Annotated in this window: 13 protein-coding genes; 10 read left to right on the forward strand and 3 right to left on the reverse strand. The window is 63.2% G+C overall.

All coding sequences use genetic code 11. From position 1 onward, the window contains the following. Nucleotides 1-47: 47 nt before the first annotated feature. Nucleotides 48-209 carry a hypothetical protein gene (locus tag I5S59_RS11280; protein WP_164897269.1) on the reverse strand — a complete coding sequence of 54 codons (162 nt, stop codon included), beginning with the start codon at nt 207-209 and terminating at the stop codon, nt 48-50. A 141-nt stretch (nt 210-350) separates the two neighbouring features. On the opposite strand from I5S59_RS11280, the gene I5S59_RS11285 reads away from it, so the two are divergent. The 3 genes from I5S59_RS11285 to glgB all read left to right on the forward strand — a co-directional run bounded on the left by I5S59_RS11285 (nt 351) and on the right by glgB (nt 7,955). Further along, nucleotides 351-2,375: an alpha-1,4-glucan--maltose-1-phosphate maltosyltransferase gene (locus I5S59_RS11285; protein ID WP_197876668.1), complete on the forward strand. Its 2,025-nt coding sequence runs from the start codon at nt 351-353 to the stop codon at nt 2,373-2,375. A 63-nt stretch (nt 2,376-2,438) separates the two neighbouring features. Next, a complete protein-coding gene (treS, locus tag I5S59_RS11290; RefSeq protein WP_197876669.1) occupies nt 2,439-5,744 on the forward strand; it encodes a maltose alpha-D-glucosyltransferase in 3,306 nt (1,101 codons plus the stop codon). Further along, nucleotides 5,745-7,955: a 1,4-alpha-glucan branching protein GlgB gene (gene glgB / locus I5S59_RS11295; protein ID WP_197876670.1), complete on the forward strand. Its 2,211-nt coding sequence runs from the start codon at nt 5,745-5,747 to the stop codon at nt 7,953-7,955. It begins immediately after the preceding gene. Between the two features lie 42 nt (nt 7,956-7,997). Here glgB and I5S59_RS11300 read toward each other — a convergent pair whose 3' ends face one another. Beyond that, complete coding sequence (locus I5S59_RS11300) at nt 7,998-8,915, reverse strand: LysR family transcriptional regulator (RefSeq protein ID WP_128325091.1); 918 nt, start codon at nt 8,913-8,915, stop codon at nt 7,998-8,000. Between the two features lie 169 nt (nt 8,916-9,084). Between I5S59_RS11300 and I5S59_RS11305 the strand changes: the two genes are divergently transcribed. The 7 genes from I5S59_RS11305 to I5S59_RS11335 all read left to right on the forward strand — a co-directional run bounded on the left by I5S59_RS11305 (nt 9,085) and on the right by I5S59_RS11335 (nt 17,213). Next, a complete protein-coding gene (locus tag I5S59_RS11305) occupies nt 9,085-10,389 on the forward strand; it encodes an MFS transporter (RefSeq protein WP_197876671.1) in 1,305 nt (434 codons plus the stop codon). Nucleotides 10,390-10,416: 27 nt separating this feature from the next. Further along, nucleotides 10,417-11,646 carry a Zn-dependent hydrolase gene (locus I5S59_RS11310; protein ID WP_197876672.1) on the forward strand — a complete coding sequence of 410 codons (1,230 nt, stop codon included), beginning with the start codon at nt 10,417-10,419 and terminating at the stop codon, nt 11,644-11,646. A 245-nt stretch (nt 11,647-11,891) separates the two neighbouring features. After that, nucleotides 11,892-14,099 (forward strand): TonB-dependent siderophore receptor, encoded by a 2,208-nt coding sequence (locus tag I5S59_RS11315; protein ID WP_197876673.1) that lies wholly within the window; start codon nt 11,892-11,894, stop codon nt 14,097-14,099. A 110-nt stretch (nt 14,100-14,209) separates the two neighbouring features. Continuing rightward, nucleotides 14,210-14,494: an iron transporter gene (locus I5S59_RS11320; RefSeq protein ID WP_197876674.1), complete on the forward strand. Its 285-nt coding sequence runs from the start codon at nt 14,210-14,212 to the stop codon at nt 14,492-14,494. Between the two features lies 1 nt (nt 14,495). Then, nucleotides 14,496-16,028: a PepSY-associated TM helix domain-containing protein gene (locus tag I5S59_RS11325; RefSeq protein ID WP_197876675.1), complete on the forward strand. Its 1,533-nt coding sequence runs from the start codon at nt 14,496-14,498 to the stop codon at nt 16,026-16,028. A 1-nt stretch (nt 16,029) separates the two neighbouring features. Then, a complete protein-coding gene (locus I5S59_RS11330; protein ID WP_232239699.1) occupies nt 16,030-16,362 on the forward strand; it encodes a DUF3325 domain-containing protein in 333 nt (110 codons plus the stop codon). Nucleotides 16,363-16,517: 155 nt separating this feature from the next. Next, nucleotides 16,518-17,213: a TraX family protein gene (locus I5S59_RS11335; RefSeq protein ID WP_197876676.1), complete on the forward strand. Its 696-nt coding sequence runs from the start codon at nt 16,518-16,520 to the stop codon at nt 17,211-17,213. A gap of 5 nt (nt 17,214-17,218) precedes the next feature. On the opposite strand, the gene I5S59_RS11340 is transcribed toward I5S59_RS11335, so the two are convergent. Next, nucleotides 17,219-18,922, reverse strand: a complete 1,704-nt coding sequence (locus I5S59_RS11340) for a diguanylate cyclase (RefSeq protein WP_197876677.1) — start codon at nt 18,920-18,922, stop codon at nt 17,219-17,221. Nucleotides 18,923-18,977: the final 55 nt, after the last annotated feature.

Below are 18,977 nucleotides of genomic sequence, written 5' to 3' on the forward strand. Positions count from 1 at the left end.
ATGAGTCAGCTCCTACGGTAGGAGCCAGGCTTGCCGGCGAACCCCGGTTACGCTTTCACCGCCGGTTCCTCGCTCGGCGGGTCCCCCACGGTGGGAGGCACGGTCGGCTTGACCGGCATTTCATCGGGCTCTTCCTCTGGCACTGCAGGTGGCAGGGTCGGGTCGTCTATATTCGGATCGGGTGTTTCAGCCGGAATGGGAATGTTCATGGCCTGACCTCACACTGGGTTCTGGATCAATGGGCTCAGTTTTTTTCGACCGCACACCGCGCCAATCAGTCATTTTTTTTGAACCCCACGCTGCTCACCCGCTCTGAACCCTTACTGCACCCCGTAACGGAGCAAGGATCGATGACCCGCGATGAGCCCTTCGAAACTGACCGTACAGCCCCGGCAAACGATCATCCCGACCAGGCAATCAGCCTGTCCCAGGCCCTGTTGGCACCGCGCGTGGTGATCGAGGATACCCAGCCACTGCTCGATGGCGGGGTGTTTGCGGTCAAGGCGGTGGTCGGTGAAACCGTCCAGGTCAGCAGCAAGGTTTACATCGACGGCCACGACACCCTGGCGGTGATGCTCAACTGGCGCCAGGCGCACAGCCGGCGCTGGCATTGCGAGCCAATGACCTTTGCCGGCAATGACCTGTGGCTGGGCGCGCTGCCGGTAACGGAAATGGGGCACTACCTGTTCAGTATCGAAGCCTGGGTCGACCCGTTCGCCACCTATTGCCACGATTTGCTGAAAAATGTCAGCGCGGGCCTGGACGTGACACTGGAGTTGCAAGAGGGCGTGTTGCTGCTTGAGCAGAACCTGCAGCGCAGCCAGGGGCCGCTACGCGATCAGTTGCAGGCGCTGTGCCGGCGGCTGCCGACCCTGCCGGCCGAACAACAAGTGGCCCAGCTGCTGCACGCCGACACCGCCTTGCTGATGCGCAAAGCCGATCACCGTCCCCACCTGAGTCGCAGCCCGGAATACCCGCTGGACGTCGAGCGCCGGCAGGCGCTGTTTGCCAGCTGGTATGAGCTGTTTCCCCGCTCGGTCACCGATGACCCCACGCGGCACGGCACCTTCAATACGGTGCAGGAACGTTTGCCGATGATCCGCGACATGGGCTTTGACGTCCTCTATTTTCCGCCGATTCACCCGATTGGCATGCGCTACCGCAAGGGCCGCAACAACGCCTTGCAGGCCGAGCCCGGCGACCCGGGCAGCCCGTACGCCATCGGTAGCGAAGACGGCGGGCACGAGGCGATTCACCCGCAACTGGGCAGCCGCGAGGATTTTCGCCGGCTGGTGGCTGCCGCAGCCGAACACGGCCTGGAGATTGCCCTGGACTTCGCCATCCAGTGTTCCCAGGACCACCCCTGGCTCAGGGAACACCCCGGGTGGTTCTCCTGGCGCCCGGACGGCAGCATTCGCTACGCGCAAAACCCGCCGAAAAAGTACCAGGACATCGTCAACGTCGAGTTCTATGCCGCCGAGGCCGTGCCGTCGCTGTGGCTGGCCTTGCGCGATGTGGTGGTGGGCTGGGTGGAGGAGGGGGTGAAGATGTTCCGGGTCGATAACCCGCACACCAAACCGCTGCCGTTCTGGCAATGGCTGATCGCCAATGTGCGCAGCCAGCACCCGGACGTGATCTTCCTCGCCGAGGCGTTCACCAAGCCTGCGATGATGGCGCGCCTGGGCAAGGTCGGTTACTCGCAGAGCTACACCTATTTCACCTGGCGCAACACCAAGGCCGAGCTGCAAAGCTACTTCGAGGAACTCAACCAGCCGCCATGGCGGTACTGCTACCGGCCGAACTTCTTCGTCAACACTCCCGACATCAACCCGTTTTTCCTGCATGAGTCCGGTCGTGCCGGGTTTCTCATCCGCGCGGCGCTGGCGACCATGGGTTCGGGGCTGTGGGGCATGTATTCAGGCTTTGAACTGTGCGAGGCAACGCCCATTCCAGGCAAGGAGGAATACCTGGATTCGGAGAAATACGAAATTCGTCCACGCGACTTCAGCCAGCCGGGCAACATCATTGCCGAGATCGCCCAGCTCAATCGCATCCGTCGCCAGAACCCCGCCTTGCAGACCCACCTGGGCGTGACCTTCTACAACGCCTGGAACGACAACATCCTGTATTTCGGCAAGCGCAGCAGCGACGGCGAAAACTTCATCCTCGTCGCCATCAGTCTCGACCCGCACAACGCCCAGGAGGCGCACTTCGAGCTGCCGTTGTGGGAACTGGGCCTGGATGACCACGCCGACACCCTTGGCGAAGACCTGATGACCGGTCACCGCTGGACCTGGCACGGCAAGACCCAATGGATGCGAATCGAACCGTGGGTGATGCCGTTCGGTATCTGGCGCATCGAGACGCTCCGCTAAACGCCGGCTAGCCGCTGAAGGGCTGCACAGCAGCCCCACCTCAGACACACAAAGGAGATGCACATGGCCAAGCGCAGCCGCCAGGCAGCCTTTATCGACGACCCGCTCTGGTACAAGGACGCGATCATCTACCAGGTGCACATCAAGTCCTTTTTCGACTCCAACAACGACGGTATCGGTGATTTTCCCGGTCTGATCGCCAAACTCGACTACATCGCCGAACTCGGCGTCAACACCCTGTGGCTGTTGCCGTTCTACCCCTCGCCACGGCGCGACGACGGCTACGACATTGCCGAGTACAAGGCCGTGCATCCTGACTACGGCACCCTGGCCGATGTAAAACGCTTTATCGCCCAGGCGCACCAGCGTGGCCTGCGGGTGATCACCGAACTGGTCATCAACCACACCTCCGACCAGCACCCGTGGTTCCAGAAGGCGCGTCATGCCAAGCGGGGCAGCAAGGCCCGGGATTTTTACGTGTGGTCCGACAGCGATCAGAAATACGACGGTACGCGGATCATCTTTCTCGACACCGAAAAGTCCAACTGGACCTGGGACCCGGTGGCCGGGCAGTATTTCTGGCACCGCTTCTATTCGCACCAGCCCGACCTGAACTTCGACAACCCGCAGGTGATGAAGGCGGTGATCGACGTGATGCGCTACTGGCTCGACCTGGGTGTGGACGGCCTGCGCCTCGACGCCATCCCGTACCTGATCGAACGGGACGGCACGAACAACGAGAACCTGCCCGAGACCCATCAGGTGCTCAAGCAGATCCGCGCCGAAATCGATGCCAACTACCCGGATCGCATGCTCCTGGCCGAAGCCAACCAGTGGCCGGAGGACACCCAGCTGTATTTTGGCGAAGGGCAGGGCGACGAATGCCACATGGCCTTTCATTTTCCGCTGATGCCGCGCATGTACATGGCCGTGGCCCAGGAAGACCGCTTTCCGATCACCGACATCCTGCGCCAGACCCCGGACATTCCCGCCAACTGCCAGTGGGCGATCTTTCTGCGTAACCACGATGAGCTGACCCTGGAAATGGTCACCGACCGTGAACGCGACTACTTGTGGAACTACTACGCCGAAGACCGCCGGGCGCGCATCAACCTCGGCATTCGCCGCCGTCTGGCGCCGTTGCTGCAACGCGACCGGCGCCGGGTTGAACTGCTGACCAGCATGCTTCTGTCGATGCCGGGGACGCCGACCCTGTATTACGGCGACGAAATCGGCATGGGTGACAACATATACCTGGGCGACCGCGATGGCGTGCGCACCCCCATGCAGTGGTCGATTGACCGCAACGGCGGGTTCTCCCGCGCGGACCCGGCACGCCTGGTGCTGCCGCCGATCATGGACCCGTTGTACGGTTACACGGCAGTGAACGTCGAAGCCCAGGCCCATGACCCGCACTCGCTGCTGAACTGGAACCGGCGCTTGCTGGCGGTGCGCAAACAGCAGAAGGCCTTCGGCCGGGGCACGCTGAAAATGCTGTCGCCGAGCAACCGGCGGATTCTGGCCTACGTGCGCGAGTACAGCGACGGTAACGGCAACAGCGAGATCATCCTCTGCGTGGCCAACGTGTCGCGGGCTGCGCAAGCCGCCGAGCTCGACCTGTCCCAATACGCGGACTGCGTGCCGGTGGAAATGCTTGGCGGCAGTGCCTTTCCGCCGATTGGCCAGCTGCCGTTTTTGCTCACCCTGGCGCCCTATGGGTTCTATTGGTTTCTGCTGGCGCCCAAGGACCAGATGCCCAGCTGGCACGTGGAGCCGGCCCAGAGCCTGCCGGAGTTCACCACGCTGGTGCTGAAAAAGCGCATGGAAGAGTTGCTCGATGCGCCGTCCCGCGATGCCCTGCAAAACAGCATCCTGCCCCAGTACCTGCCCAAGCGGCGCTGGTTTGCCAACAAGGACTCGGCAATCGAGCAGGTGCAGATTGCCTACGGCGTACGCCTGACCACCGCTGCCAACCCGGTGCTGTTCAGCGAGATCGAAGTGAGCTCCGCTGGCCAGAGCACGCGCTATCTGTTGCCGTTCGGCCTGATCGCAGAAGAGCAGATCAACACCGCGCCACCGCAGCAACTGGCGTTGGCGCGGGTGCGGCGGGGGCGGCAGGTGGGCCTGATCACCGATGCGTTCGTGCTGGAAAGCTTTGTGCGCGCGGTGCTGCTGGCCTGCCAGAACGGCAGCCGCCTGCCGTGCAGCGAAGGTGAGGTGCAGTTCAACGCGACGCCGCAGCTGGCTGACCTGAACCTGGGCGAAGAGGCCGCAGTGCGTTACCTCTCGGCCGAACAGTCGAACAGTTCGGTGGTGGTGGGGGGCAGCCTGGTGCTGAAGATGATCCGCCGGGTCAATGCCGGGGTGCACCCGGAACTGGAAATGAGCGCTTACCTGACCGCCGCCGGCTTCAACAATATTTCGCCCTTGCTGGCCTGGGTAAGCCGGGTCGACGCCGAAGGCGAGCCGCATTTGCTGATGATCGCCCAGGGGTACCTGAACAATCAGGGCGATGCCTGGGACTGGACCCAGAACAACCTCGAACGGGCGATCCGCGACGAGCTGGAACCCGGTACCGCAGATGGCCACACCGATGCCTTGCACGACCTGGCGGCCTTCGCGGCGTTGCTGGGCCAGCGCCTGGGCGAACTTCACCGGGTGCTGGCCGCGCCAACCCAGGACCCTGCGTTCCAGTCACGCACCTGCACCGCACGCGAATGCACCGCCTGGGGCGAGCAGATCGGCGAGCAACTGACACGTGCCCTGGAACTGCTGGAAGCACATCGCGGCGAGCTGGACAGCGACAGCCAGGTGCTGGTCGATGATCTGCTCCAGCAGCATCAGGCACTGCTGGAGCACATCAAGGCCTTGAGTGCACAGGTTGAGGGCGGCCTGCTCATGCGTGTGCACGGTGACCTGCACCTGGGCCAGGTGCTGGTGGTGCAGGGCGATGCCTACCTGATCGACTTCGAGGGTGAGCCGGCCCGTCCACTTGGCGCGCGGCGCGCGCGGCACAGCCCCTACAAAGACGTAAGCGGCATACTGCGATCCTTCGACTATGCTGCTGCCATGGTGCTGCGCAGTGCCTCCAGTGTCGACCTCTCGGACAGTGCCCGCCAGGCCCGTCAGCGAGTCGCCAGGCGTTATCTGCACCAGGCCCGACATGCCTTTGTCGAGGCCTACGGGCTGGCCACCGCTGCCATGCCTCATGCCTGGGAACATGCCGACGGCGAGCGTGCGGCACTGGAACTGTTCAGCCTGGAAAAGGCTGCCTACGAAATTCTGTATGAAGCCGAGAACCGCCCAAGTTGGCTGGCCGTGCCTTTGCATGGCCTCCATGGCCTGACAAGTACCTGGGGAGAAATGTGAATGAATCAACGCAAGCGCGAGGACGGCGGGCTGGATCAACGGGACATCGACGCGCTGGTGCGGGCTGAACATGCAGACCCGTTCGCGGTGCTCGGTCCGCACCCGGATGGGACCGGCGGCCAGTTTGTCCGCGCCTACCTGCCCGGTGCGCTGTCGGTACAGGCCCTGGCCGCGGACGACAACCGCGTGTTGGGCGAACTGGAACAGCAGTCGACACCGGGGCTGTTCATTGGCCGCATGAGCGAGCAGCCGGCGTACGTGCTGCGCATCCAGTGGGCCAGTGGCGAGCAAGTTACCGAAGACCCTTACAGCTTTGGCCCGCAACTGGGCGACATGGACCTCTACCTGTTTGCCGAAGGCAATCACCGTGACCTGTCGTCGAGCATGGGTGCCCAGCCGGTACAGGCCATGGGTATCGACGGCGTGCGTTTTTCGGTGTGGGCACCGAATGCCAGACGGGTGTCGGTGGTGGGCGATTTCAACAACTGGGACGGTCGCCGCCACCCCATGCGCCTGCGCCACAGTGCCGGCGTGTGGGAGCTGTTCGTGCCGCGCCTGAAAGCGGGCGAAGCGTACAAATATGAAGTGCTGGGGCGCGAGGGCATCCTGCCGCTCAAAGCCGACCCGCTGGCCCGCGCCACCGAGCTGCCGCCCAGCACCGCCTCGAAAGTGGCCGGTCCCTTGGCCCATGACTGGCAGGATCAGCACTGGATGCAGGTACGCGCAGAGCGTCAGGCGACCACCGCGCCGCTGTCGATCTACGAACTGCATGCCGGCTCCTGGCAATGCGAGCTGGACGATGCCGGGGAGGTGACGCGCTTTTACAACTGGCGTGAGCTGGCCGACCGCCTGGTGCCCTACATCCAGCAAATGGGCTTCACCCACATTGAGCTGATGCCGATCATGGAGCACCCCTTTGGTGGCTCCTGGGGCTACCAGCCGCTGTCGTTGTTCGCGCCCACGGCTCGCTACGGCTCGGCCGAAGACTTTGCAGCGTTCATCGATGCCTGCCACCAGGCCTCGATCGGCGTCATTCTCGACTGGGTGCCGGCACATTTCCCCACCGACAGCCATGGCCTGGCGCGCTTCGACGGCACCGCACTGTACGAATATGAAAACCCGCTGGAAGGCTTTCATCAGGACTGGGACACGCTGATCTACAACCTGGGCCGCAACGAAGTGCACGGCTTCATGCTGGCTTCGGCGTTGCACTGGCTGAAGCACTTTCACATCGACGGCTTGCGGGTCGATGCCGTGGCGTCGATGCTCTACCGCGATTACTCACGCAAGGCCGGGGAGTGGGTGCCCAACCGCCATGGTGGGCGGGAAAACCTTGAAGCCATCGATTTTCTTCGCCACCTCAACGACGTGGTTGCCCTTGAAACGCCCGGCGCCCTGGTAATCGCCGAAGAGTCCACGGCGTGGCCCGGGGTCAGCCAGCCCACCCAGCAAGGCGGGCTGGGATTTGCCTACAAGTGGAACATGGGCTGGATGCACGACACCCTGCACTACATCCAGAACGACCCGATCCATCGCACCTATCACCACAACGAGATGAGCTTTGGCCTGATCTACGCCTACACCGAGCATTTCATCCTGCCGATCTCCCACGACGAGGTGGTGCATGGCAAGCACTCGCTGATCGACAAGATGCCCGGCGACCGCTGGCAGAAGTTTGCCAACCTGCGTGCCTACCTCACGTTCATGTGGACCCACCCGGGCAAGAAGCTGCTGTTCATGGGCTGCGAATTCGGCCAGTGGCGGGAGTGGAACCATGACAGCGAGCTGGACTGGTACCTGCTCAAATACCCCGAGCACCTGGGGGTGCAACGCCTGGTCAGCGACCTCAACCGGCTGTACCGCGACGAGCGCGCCCTGCACCAGCAGGACTGCCTGCCCCAGGGCTTCCAGTGGCTGATTGGCGATGATGCGCACAACAGCGTCTATGCCTGGCTGCGCTGGAGTGCCAATGGTGAGCCGTTACTGGTGGTGGCCAACTTCACTCCCGTGCCGCGTGAGGGCTACCGCATTGGCGTGCCGTTTGGCGAGCGCTGGGTCGAAGTGCTCAACAGCGATGCCGAGGGCTATGCCGGGTCCAACTATGGCAACCTCGGGGCGGTGACCAGCAAGGCCGTGCCCAGCCATGGTCAGCCGTTGTCGTTGGGGTTGAACCTGCCACCGCTGGGGGTGCTGATCTTGCGGCCGCAATAAACGTCTCGCGCAGCGCCCGGTAGGCCGTGCACTGCGCGACGCTTACACCAGTGTGGCTTGCAACGACTCGAGAAATACCGCTTCGGCGCGGCTCATGCGTTGCTCGCGATTCCACAGCAGGTGAATGTCGACATCGGCGATGCCTTCGCGGGGTGGCAGGGGCCAGAGCAAACCGGCTTCGACGTCCGCCGCGACGACATGCGCGGGCAGGCAGCCAATACCAAAGCCGGCAACCACCAGCCGGCGAACTTCTTCCAGGCTTGGCGAAGAAGCGACGATCCGCCCGCTGAACCCCTGCTGGTCACGAAAAATCGTCAGCGGCGAAAGCATCCCGCCGATCTGGTCGCTAGCAAAGCTGACAAAATTCTCCCGTTGCAAGTCACCTTCGGCAACGTCCTGCTTGCCGAACAATGCATGGTGCTTGCCACAGAAAAAGCCGTAGCGCTGGCGCAGAAACAGGCGTTGTTCCAGGCGCGGTTGCGGGCGGCGGTTGAGGCTCAGGCCCAGGGTCGCGGTTTTCTCCTGCAGGGCGGCGACGATGTCGGTGCTGCGCATCACGTCAATCTCGACATCCACCCGTGGGTGCTGGCGGTGAAAGCCGGCCAGAAAGCTGTCAAAGCGATCGCAGGACACCCGGCTGATGATCAGTATCCGCACCTTGCCGATGACTTCGTCCACCGGCTCGTCCAGCACGCTGCTGACCTGGGACATCTGCCCGTAGATTTCCCCGGCCAGGTGGAAAATCTGTTCGCCTACTTCAGTCAGTGCAAAGCGTGGGCCGCGGCGCGCGATCAGCTGGCGTCCGAGCTGTTCTTCCAGGCGCTTGAGCGCCTGGCTGACCGCCGGCTGGGTCAGGTGCAAGCGGGCCGCAGCCCGGCTGATGCTGAGTTCCTGGCCAATCACCCGGAACGTTCGCAGCAGGTTCCAGTCCAGACGGTCGTTGAGCAGGCGTTCGGACATAACGGGGCCTCGGTCAGTCAATATAACTGTGGTTAATACTGCGAATAATAAATAGAAAATTGACTAATCATAGCCCCGGGACGAAAAATTGGTCCTACACAGGCGCCGTCCAGAGCGCCCTCGACAACCGTTCTCTCCTGCCAGAAAAATAATCATAGGAGCCTGACCCATGAAGCCTTCCGCTTCGCCCCAGCCACGCCGGGCTGCGGCTGCCGCCTTTATCGGCACCATGATCGAGTGGTACGACTTCTACATTTACGCCACCGCCGCCGCCCTGGTGTTTGGCGCCTTGTTCTTCCCCTCCGACGACCCGCTGTTCAGCACCATGGCCGCGTTCGGCACCTTTGCCGTGGGCTTTTTCGCCCGACCGTTGGGCGGCATCGTGTTCGGTCACATCGGTGACCGCATCGGCCGGAAAAAATCCCTGGTGATCACCTTGCTGATGATGGGCGTGGTCACCGTGTGCATCGGCTTGCTGCCGACCTATGCGCAGATCGGCGCGGGCGCGCCGGTGCTGCTGATTATCCTGCGCGTCGTTCAAGGCATTGCCGTGGGCGGGGAGTGGGGCGGTGCGGTATTGATGGCCGGCGAGCATGCACCCAAGGGCCGGCGCAATTTCTTTGCCTCTTTCGCCCAACTGGGCAGCCCGGCGGGTCTGATCCTGTCGCTGCTGGCCTTCAGTGCGGTGACTCGCCTGCCTGAAGAAGACCTGATGAGCTGGGGCTGGCGCCTGCCGTTTCTGGCCAGCGCATTGCTGTTGCTGGTAGGCCTTGCGATTCGCCTCGGGGTCAATGAATCGCCGGAGTTCCTCGCCAGCCGCGAACAGGCCAGCAAGGCCAAGCGCAAAGAGCAGGCGCCGGTGATGGAAGTGCTGCGCACTGCCTGGCGGCCGCTGCTGCTGTGCATCGGCGCCAACACCCTGGGCATTGCCGGGGTGTATTTCACCAACACCTTCATGATCGCCTACAGCACGCAGCAACTGGGCTTGCCGCGCTCGTTGATCCTCGAGTGCCTGTTCGTGGTGGCGATCGTCCAGTTCTGCATTCAGCCGATGGCGGCCTGGATCGCGGAAAAGATCGGTGCCACGCGTTTCCTCTGTCTGGTTTCGCTGCTGGCCATGGCCTCGCCGTATCCGATGTTCGTGCTGGTCAGCTCGGGCCAGGCGCCGTTGATCATCGTCGGCATTGCCTTGGCGGTGGTGTGCATGGCGTCGTTCTACGCGGTGATCGCCGGCTATGTCAGCGGCATGTTCGACACCCGTGTGCGCTACACCGCGATTTCCATGGCCTACCAGGTATGTGGCGCGATCGCCGGCGGGCTGACGCCGCTGGTAGGCACCTGGCTTGCGCACAAATTTGCCGGCCAGTGGTGGCCGATGGCGCTGTTCTACAGCGTGATCGCCGCGATCTCCCTGCTGTGCGTACTTGCCCTGGCGCGCCGTCATGCCGCCGCCCATCGCCTGGAAATGGCCTGATTACTGATGATTGCTGGAGTAGCTGACATGTTGAAATCCAACGGCGAACGCCTGTGGGCAAGCCTGATGGCCATGGCCGAAATCGGTGCCACCGCCCGTGGCGGCAGTTGCCGTCTGGCGTTGAGCGCAGAAGACAAAGCCGGGCGCGACCTGTTCGCACATTGGTGCCGCGAAGCGGGCATGACGTTGAGTGTGGACCCCATCGGCAACCTGTTTGCCCGTCGCCCTGGCAGCAACCCGGAGGCTGCGCCGGTGATGATGGGCAGCCACCTCGATACGCAGCCTGAAGGCGGGCGTTTCGATGGCGTGTATGGCGTGCTCGCCGGGCTTGAGGTGGTACGCCGTCTCAACGACCTGCAGATCCAGACGCGCAATCCGCTGGAAATCGCGGTGTGGACCAATGAAGAGGGCGCGCGCTTTACCCCGGCGATGTTCGGCTCGGCGGTGTTCACCGGCGTCATGCAGCTCGAGGACGCACTGGCGGTGCGCGATGCCGATGGCATTAGCGTTGCCGAAGCCTTGCAACAGACCGGGTTCGCCGGCAAGCGCCTGCTGGGCGGTGCGGTGGATGCGTATTTCGAGGCGCATATCGAGCAGGGCCCGATCCTTGAGGACAACGCCAAGAGCATTGGTGTGGTCAGCGGCGGCCAGGCCATTCGCTGGCTCGATGTGCAGGTCGAAGGCATGGCTGCCCACGCGGGCACCACGCCGATGCCGCTGCGCAAGGATGCCCTGTACGGTGCGGCGCCGATGATTCAGGCGATTGAGCAACTGGCCGGCGATTTTGCCCCCCAGGGCCTGACCACCGTCGGCGAGCTGAGCATCAGCAAGTCGTCGCGCAACACCATTCCCGGGCTGTTGCAGTTTACCGTCGACCTGCGTCATCACCTCGACAGCGCGATTGACGACATGGAGCAGCAGGTAACCAAGCGCCTGCAGGTCATTGCCGCCCAGCGCGGCCTGAAGGTCAGCATCAGCCGCCACTGGGTCAGCCCGGCGACGCCGTTTGATGCCGAGTGCGTCGCTGCGGTGCAAGCGGCGGTGGACGGTCTGGGCTATGCCCAGCAGGCCATCGTCAGCGGCGCCGGCCACGATGCGATCCTGCTCGCGCGCTATTGCCCGACCGCGATGATCTTCATTCCGTGTGTCGGTGGCCTGAGCCATAACGAGGCTGAAGACGTACTGCCTGACGACGTGCGTCAGGGCGCCGATGTGCTGCTCAATGCGGTGTTGGCCCGAGCCGGTCAGGTCGGGTGATAAAGCGCTCATGCCTTTCCTGGCGATTGGAAGGGCATGAGCCTTTGACAAGGCCGCAACATGTCTAGAACGGGCTACAGCAAAACGTAAGTTTCGTAAATAATATTTAATCTCATTTGTAAATCATTATATTTGGCGCCCTCAGTAGCTACCTAAGCATTTTTTGCCGGTAGCAACGGGCGCAGGTCTGCGGCGCTTCAGGCCAGCATTTGCCCGGTCGTTCTTGAAGTGTCCGGAGTTGTCACATGCAGCCCAGAAATGCCCCTCACCGTTTGACCCTGGCCTTTGTCGCGCTGTCATCACCTGTACTGATGGTCCAGTCGGCACAGGCTGAGGAGGCGAACAACGCCATGGTGATCGAAAACACCATGGTCACCGCCGAGGAGGAAGCCAAGCAGGCACTGGGTTCGTCGATCATTACCGCTGAAGACATCAAGCGTCACCCGCCCGCCAACGACTTGTCGGATATCATCCGCCGCGAGCCGGGGGTCAACCTGTCCGGCAACAGCGCCAGCGGCGCCCGTGGCAACAACCGGCAGATCGACCTGCGCGGCATGGGCCCGGAAAACACCCTGATCCTGATTGACGGCAAACCGTCCAGCGCCCGTAACGCCGTGCGCTATGGCTGGAACGGCGATCGCGATACCCGTGGCGAAACCAACTGGGTGCCGGCCGAAGCCGTGGAGCGCATCGAGATCCTGCGCGGCCCGGCGGCGGCGCGCTACGGCTCCGGTGCCATGGGCGGGGTGGTCAACATCATCACCAAACGCCCGACTCAGGAGCTTAAAGGCAACGTCAGCCTGTACACCCTGCTGCCCGAAGACAAGGCCGAAGGCGCCAGCAAGCGCACCAACTTCAACCTCAGCGGCGGCCTGACCGACGCCCTGGCGTTTCGCGTGTACGGCGGCCTGGCCAAGACCGACGCCGACGATGCCGAAATCAACGCCGACCACGCCAACAGCGCACTGGCAGCAGGGCGTGAAGGGGTGCGCAACAAGGACATCAACGGCCTGCTCAGCTGGCACCTCAACGATGCCCACCGCCTGGAGCTGAGCAGTGGCTACAGCCGCCAGGGCAACATCTATGCCGGCGACACCATGAACAGCAACGGTGGCGGCGACATCGAGCTGATCAACAGCCTGTATGGCCATGAAACCAACGTCATGCAGCGCAGCACCTACGACATCACGCACCTGGGGGATTTCGACTGGGGCACCAGCAAGTCGTCGCTGGCTTACGAATACGTGCGCAACTGGCGCATGAACGAAGGCCTGGCCGGCGGCCCGGAAGGTGCCATCAATGACAGCGGTGCCGACGTGTCGCGCTTGCGCAACACGCGCCTGTCCAGCGAGGTCAATCTGCCGATGAGCCTGGGCAACACCGAGCATGTGCTGACCCTGGGCGGCGAGTACCTGTACGAGAGCCTTAACGATCAGGGCTCGTTCCGGCCACAGAGCTTTGACCCGTCCGGCGGCAACGGTGACCAGATCAGTGGTTTTGATCGCAGTGAAACCAAGATGACGGCGAAAAGCTTTGCGCTGTTCAGCGAAGACAACATCGTCATCGGCGACACCACCATCACCCCTGGGCTGCGCCTGGACCACCATGAAGAATTCGGCGACAACCTAAGCCCGAGCCTGAACGTGGCTCACAAGCTCACTGACGACCTTACCCTCAAGGGCGGTATTGCCCGCGCTTACAAAACGCCCAACCTGTACCAGTCCAACCCCAACTACCTGCTGTACAGCCGCGGCCAGGGCTGCAGCAGCGCGCAGACCAACAGCGGTGGCTGCTACCTGCAGGGCAATGCCGACCTCGATCCGGAAACCAGCGTGAACAAGGAAATCGGTCTGCTGTATGACCGTGGCACCTGGCGTACCAGCGCGACTTACTTTCGCAACGACTACAAGAACAAGATCATCGGTGGCACCGATGTCGTGTATGACGTCAATGGCGGTCGCCGCGTGACCCAGTGGGAAAACGCCGGCAAGGCCCTGGTCGAAGGCGTTGAAGGCAACCTGTTTGTCGAGCTGACGCCGTCGCTGGACTGGAACACCAACTTCACCGTGATGCTGGAAAACGACAACCGCGACACCGGCGAACCGCTAAGCGTGGTGCCCAAGTACACGGTCAACAGCACCCTGGACTGGCGCGCAACCGAGAAGCTGTCGTTCCAGGTGGCCGGCACCTATTACGGCAAGCAAGCGTCGCCGACTTACAACTACCGCACCCTCGAGAACTACGACGAAGCGGCCCAGCAGGATGTCGAGGCCTACGGTCTGGTCGATGTCAGCACCGGCTACACCTTCAACAAGCATTACGACGTGCGCGTAGGCGTGAACAACGTGTTCGACAAACAGATCTACCGCGGCGGCAACGCCAGCAGTTCCGGCGCCAATACCTATAACCAGCCGGGCCGGGCGCTCTTTGCGGCGTTGAACATCTCGTTCTGACGCCAACCAGGCATCGCAAGGCTGCTGGTGACCGGTTGCGCATCGACCGTTCGCGGCAGCCTTGTGGCGCTTTACCGTGATGTGACACGCCTGTTGCGGAGGATTCCCTGATGAGCAAGCCCCGACCTGCCTGGTTGACCATCGCTTCGCGTTGCGCGGCGGGGTTGCTGGGCGGTTACGCCTTTACCTATGCGATCACCGCCTTTCTTGCCCGTGTGCTGCCGATGGCTGCAACCGACGCGGTGATTGTCGCCACCTTGCCGGCTTTTGTGTTCTACACCCTGGCCGTGCTCTGGGCCTTCGCCTGTCGTAGCGAGCGCCGGGCGTGGGCGTTGGCCGGCATCTCGGGCCCGCTGGCGCTGGTCGCGTTCTGGCCGCAGCTGTGGAGCAATTGAGATGAAAAAAACCTTCACTCTATCGATGGCATGGTTGCACACCTGGGCCGGGCTCATTGCCGGCTGGTTGCTGTTTGCGATTTTCGCCACCGGCACCCTGGCGGTATTCGATAAGGAAATCGATCACTGGATGCGGCCGGAAATCCCGCGTGTGCAACTGAGCCCGTTCGAGGCTACCCAGCGTGCCCTGGGCTACTTGCAGAATCCCCATGCCGACGCCAGTAGCTGGAACATCAGCCTGCCTACCGAGCGTACCCCGGGCATGCAGGTATCCGCCGGCGAGCGGCGGCGCGGCGGTGGCGTGCATCTTGATCCGGCGACCGGCGAGCCGATTGCAGTGCGCGACAGTGTCGGCGGGACGTTTTTCTTCCGTTTCCACTTCACCCTGAACCTGCCACGCCTGTGGGGCATCTTCACCGTGGGCGCGCTGGGGCTGATGATGCTGGTCGCGCTGGTCAGCGGCGTGGTGATACACAAGAAGATCTTCAAGGAGTTCTTCACCTTCAGGCCGAACAAGGGCCAGCGTTCCTGGCTGGACTTTCACAACGCCAGCGCCGTGCTGTTGTTGCCGTTTCATTTGATGATCACCTACACCGGGCTGGTGATCTTCATGCTCATCTACGTGCCGGCAGCCGTGGACACCCTGTTTTCCGGCAACAACCAGGCCTACTTCAAGGCGCAGCAGGGCGGCGCGCGAATCGAACAACCTCGTGATGCACTCAAACAGCCTGCAACGCTGACGGACCTGCAGCCACTGCTGATACAGGCCGAGCAGCGCCTGGGCAGCCTCGGCGGACTCAGCATCCAGCATCCCGGTACCGCGGCGGCGCGGGTCGAGCTCCGTCCGGAGCTGGGCAACCGGATTGCCTTGAGCAAAGGTCAGGCGATGGTCTTCGATGGTGTCAGCGGTGCGTTGCTGCGTGATGTGCCGCAGATGCCTGCCAGCGTTTTGACCCAGCGGGTGATGGTCGGTTTGCACTTTGCCCAGTTTGGCGGTTACCCGATGCGCTGGCTGTATTTCCTTTGCGCGCTGGTCAGCAGCGCCATGATCGCCAGCGGCCTGGTGCTGTTCTGCGTCAAGCGCCAGCGTAAGTACGCGGGTGTCTCGAGTGCGGCGGCGCGGTGGTACCGGCTGGCTGAGGTACTGAACGTTGCCTTTGTTGCCGGGTTGCTGCTGGCGTGTGCCGGTTTGCTCTGGGCCAACCGGCTATTGCCGGCGGAACTGGCCCAGCGCGGCGGCTGGGAGCTGCGCGCGTTCTTTGGCGTATGGTTGCTGAGTGCGCTGCATGCGGCGTTGCGTCCGGCGCGGCGGGCCTGGAGCGAACAGCTGGGCGCTACGGCATTGTTGTGCATGGCGCTACCGTTGCTTGGACCGCTGACGGCGGGGTTGCCGCCGGATGCCTCACGCAAGGCGCTGGAAACGACCAGCCTGGTACTGGGGTTGGCTCTGGCCTTTGCCGCCTGGCGCAGCAGCCGGCCGCAACTGCAAACCCGCGCAGTGAAGTCGCGTGCTGCGGTGCTGGAGAGCGAATGACATGATGATTATCGGCGCGTTGTTGTTCGCCTATGGCGGGATGCTTGGCCTGTGCCTGGGGTTGGGGCGGCACTACAAGCAGGTCTGGGGCAAGCCTGGGCCGTTGTGGTTGCTGCGGTTGTTGAGGTATTCCGGCTGGGCGGCCCTGGTCGCGAGCCTGCTGTTGAGTGTGGCAGCCTGGGGATGGGCCATGGGGCCGGTGGGATGGTTCGGGGCGCTGTCGCTGGCCGGCGTGGCACTGGTGATGGGGCTGCCTTACGCGCCCCGTTCGGCGGTGCTGGTGGTGGCAGCGCTGCCGTGCTGGGGGCTGTGGGGCTGGCTGGTGGGCGGCTAGGTGAGCGCTTTGCGCTCAATCGCAGGCTGTCGCCAGCTCCCACCACCCCTTCGCGTCTTATTGTGGGAGCTGGCGATAGCCTGCGATCGAGTGCATAGCGCTCGCGATCTTCGTTTAGTCTGTGAGTCGGTTTTCACGTTTTTACAAGGACACCCATGAGCCCCTCGCGTTCGGCAGGCCTCGATCTGGTCAAGTGGCTGGCCATGCTCAGCATGGTGATCGATCATCTGCGGTTTATCTGGCCGACCGCCGAGTGGCTGTTTGTGATCGGCCGTCTGGCCTTTCCGCTGTTCTGCCTGGGCATTGCCGCCAATGTCGCACGTTCAGCACAGGGCCAGCTGTTCACCCGCGCCAATGGCCGCTACCTGGGCTGGATGCTGACTTTCTCGCTACTGTCCGAGTGGCCTTACCAGGCCCTGGATGTCGGCACCGGGACGTTCAGCATCATGCCCACGCTGACCCTCGGGCTGCTGCTGGCGTGGGGCGTGCATCACCACCGCTGGGGCCTGTTGAGCGTACTGTTGGTGGCGCTGCTGGTCAGCGATGTGTTGATGTACGGCTGGCCCGGTGTGGTGTTGCCGTCGGCATTTTTACTGGCGTTGCGCGGCGGCGCGGGCACCTGGCTGGTACCGGGTTTCATCGCCGTCGCGGCGAACCTCACCAACCGCTGGCTGCAGGTCAACCCGGGCGAGCCGATCACCTTGATGGCGCTGGGTGCCGCCTTGGTGTCGGCACCGCTAGGGCTTTGGATGTTGTGCAGGCAGTACCGCATGCCGGTCTGGCGGGTAGGGCGGTGGGGGTACTGGTTCTACCCGCTGCACCTGGTGGTCATCAGGTTGCTGGCGCGGTAGGTCGCTCAGTCGTGATTGATCACCCGGTTTCTGCCGCCCTGTTTGCCTGCATACAGCCGCCGGTCTGCAGTGGCAACGAGCTCTTCAAGCCCCTCGCAACCGTCGACGCGTAACTCGGCGACGCCGATCGATACGGTCAGGCGAATGTCCAGCGACGGAGCACCGGCCAGCAGGGTACCTGCATCGGGCACGCACACCGATTGCTCGGTGGCCGCCCGCAGGTGCTCGGCGATCTGTGTTGCGTCTTCCAGCGTAGTGTCAGGCATCAGCACACAGAACTCCTCACCGCCATAGCGCACCACCAGATCCTGAGGCCGTACCAGGGCGCGCAGCAGCGTTGCCAGGTGTTTGATCACCTCGTCGCCGGCGCTGTGGCCCCAGGTGTCGTTGATACGCTTGAAACGGTCGATGTCGAGCATCCACAAAGCCACGGGTTGCTCCGGTTGCAGGCGCTTGAGCAACCCGCCAAAGTCCGACTGCAGGCGTCGGCGGTTAGCAAGCTGGGTCAGGCCGTCGACCAGCCCCAGTTCGCGCAATTGGCGATTCAGGCGCAGCTGGCCTTTGAACAGGCGGTCGACGATGTACAGGGTCAGCACCATCAGCAGTGCCAGCAACGCCCAGATACCGAAGAATAACGCGCTCATCTGCGCGTTGGCCGCCGCACGCAAATCGCTGCTGCTCATGTAGCTGGCGAGCATCAGGTCGATCCCTTGCAGCTCGCGATATTGCAGGTAGCCATCGCCCAGGTCGAGCGTACCGGTATCACGCTGGAGCAGCATCGGCATCGAAAGGCGGACACCTGAGGCCGGCAAGCTGTTCAGCCAGTTGCCCTTGACCGGTTTCAGCGCCGGGTCGCTGCTGGCGACCAGGTTACCGTCGCCGTCGATCAGGGCGGTGTGCTCGTCGGCCTGGGTGGTTTGATAGAGGTAGTTCTGCAGCCTGACTTGCGGCACGTCGTAGATCAGCGCCCCGCGCATCACCGCATTCAGGTACACCGGGGTACTCAGCAGCAGGTGCGGCATGGTCCCCAGCTCGGTGCCCGGCAGGGGGTAGAAGGTGATGTCCAGGCCTTCGCTGTTGGCGCGGCTGGTGTGCATCAGCGGTGTGCTGGAGAACTTGCGCAGCACCGGCTCCAGCTGCGTGTCGCGCAGCGGCGGGTAGGCGATGACGACCCCCGAGGTGCTCAGGTACAGGATGCGCGTGAGGTGGGTTTCGCCCTGGAACTGCGCCGGGAACAGCTGGCTGATGGCGCGTGACAGGTGCAGGTCTTCGGCCAGTTGCTCTGGCTCGCGGCCCAGTCCCGGGATGTTCGCCACCTGGGCATCGCCGATGGCCCGCACCGGGGCATCGGATTTGGGTACCGGCATGCCCCAGACGGGCTGGCGGGCATTGGCCATGGCCGCATCGATGGCACCGTTGTGACGCAGGTCGGGTTGGGTGTGGGCTTCGATCAGTTGCCGCTCGGCAATGTGGCGCAAGAACTTCAGCTGGCTCTTGCCACTGCTGATGACCGCCTCGATGGCCAGGGCCTGCACGTGCAGCTGGTGCTGACGGTCCTGCAGTTCGCGCTGCTGAAGCTGGTAGTACTGATGGCCGGCGAGCACCAGGGTGATGATGAAGGCGATGAGAAAGCACAGGATCACGGTACGTCGCGGGTGTGTGCAGGCTCGGGGCAGGAATCGTCGTAGGGTCGGCGACGGTCGCGTCATCAGGGCTTTCCACGGGTAAGGACGCCGTGATTATAGATGCTCTGGCAGCGACGGT

The sequence above is a fragment of the Pseudomonas alkylphenolica genome (assembly GCF_016009175.1).
Classification (GTDB): domain Bacteria; phylum Pseudomonadota; class Gammaproteobacteria; order Pseudomonadales; family Pseudomonadaceae; genus Aquipseudomonas; species Aquipseudomonas alkylphenolica_B.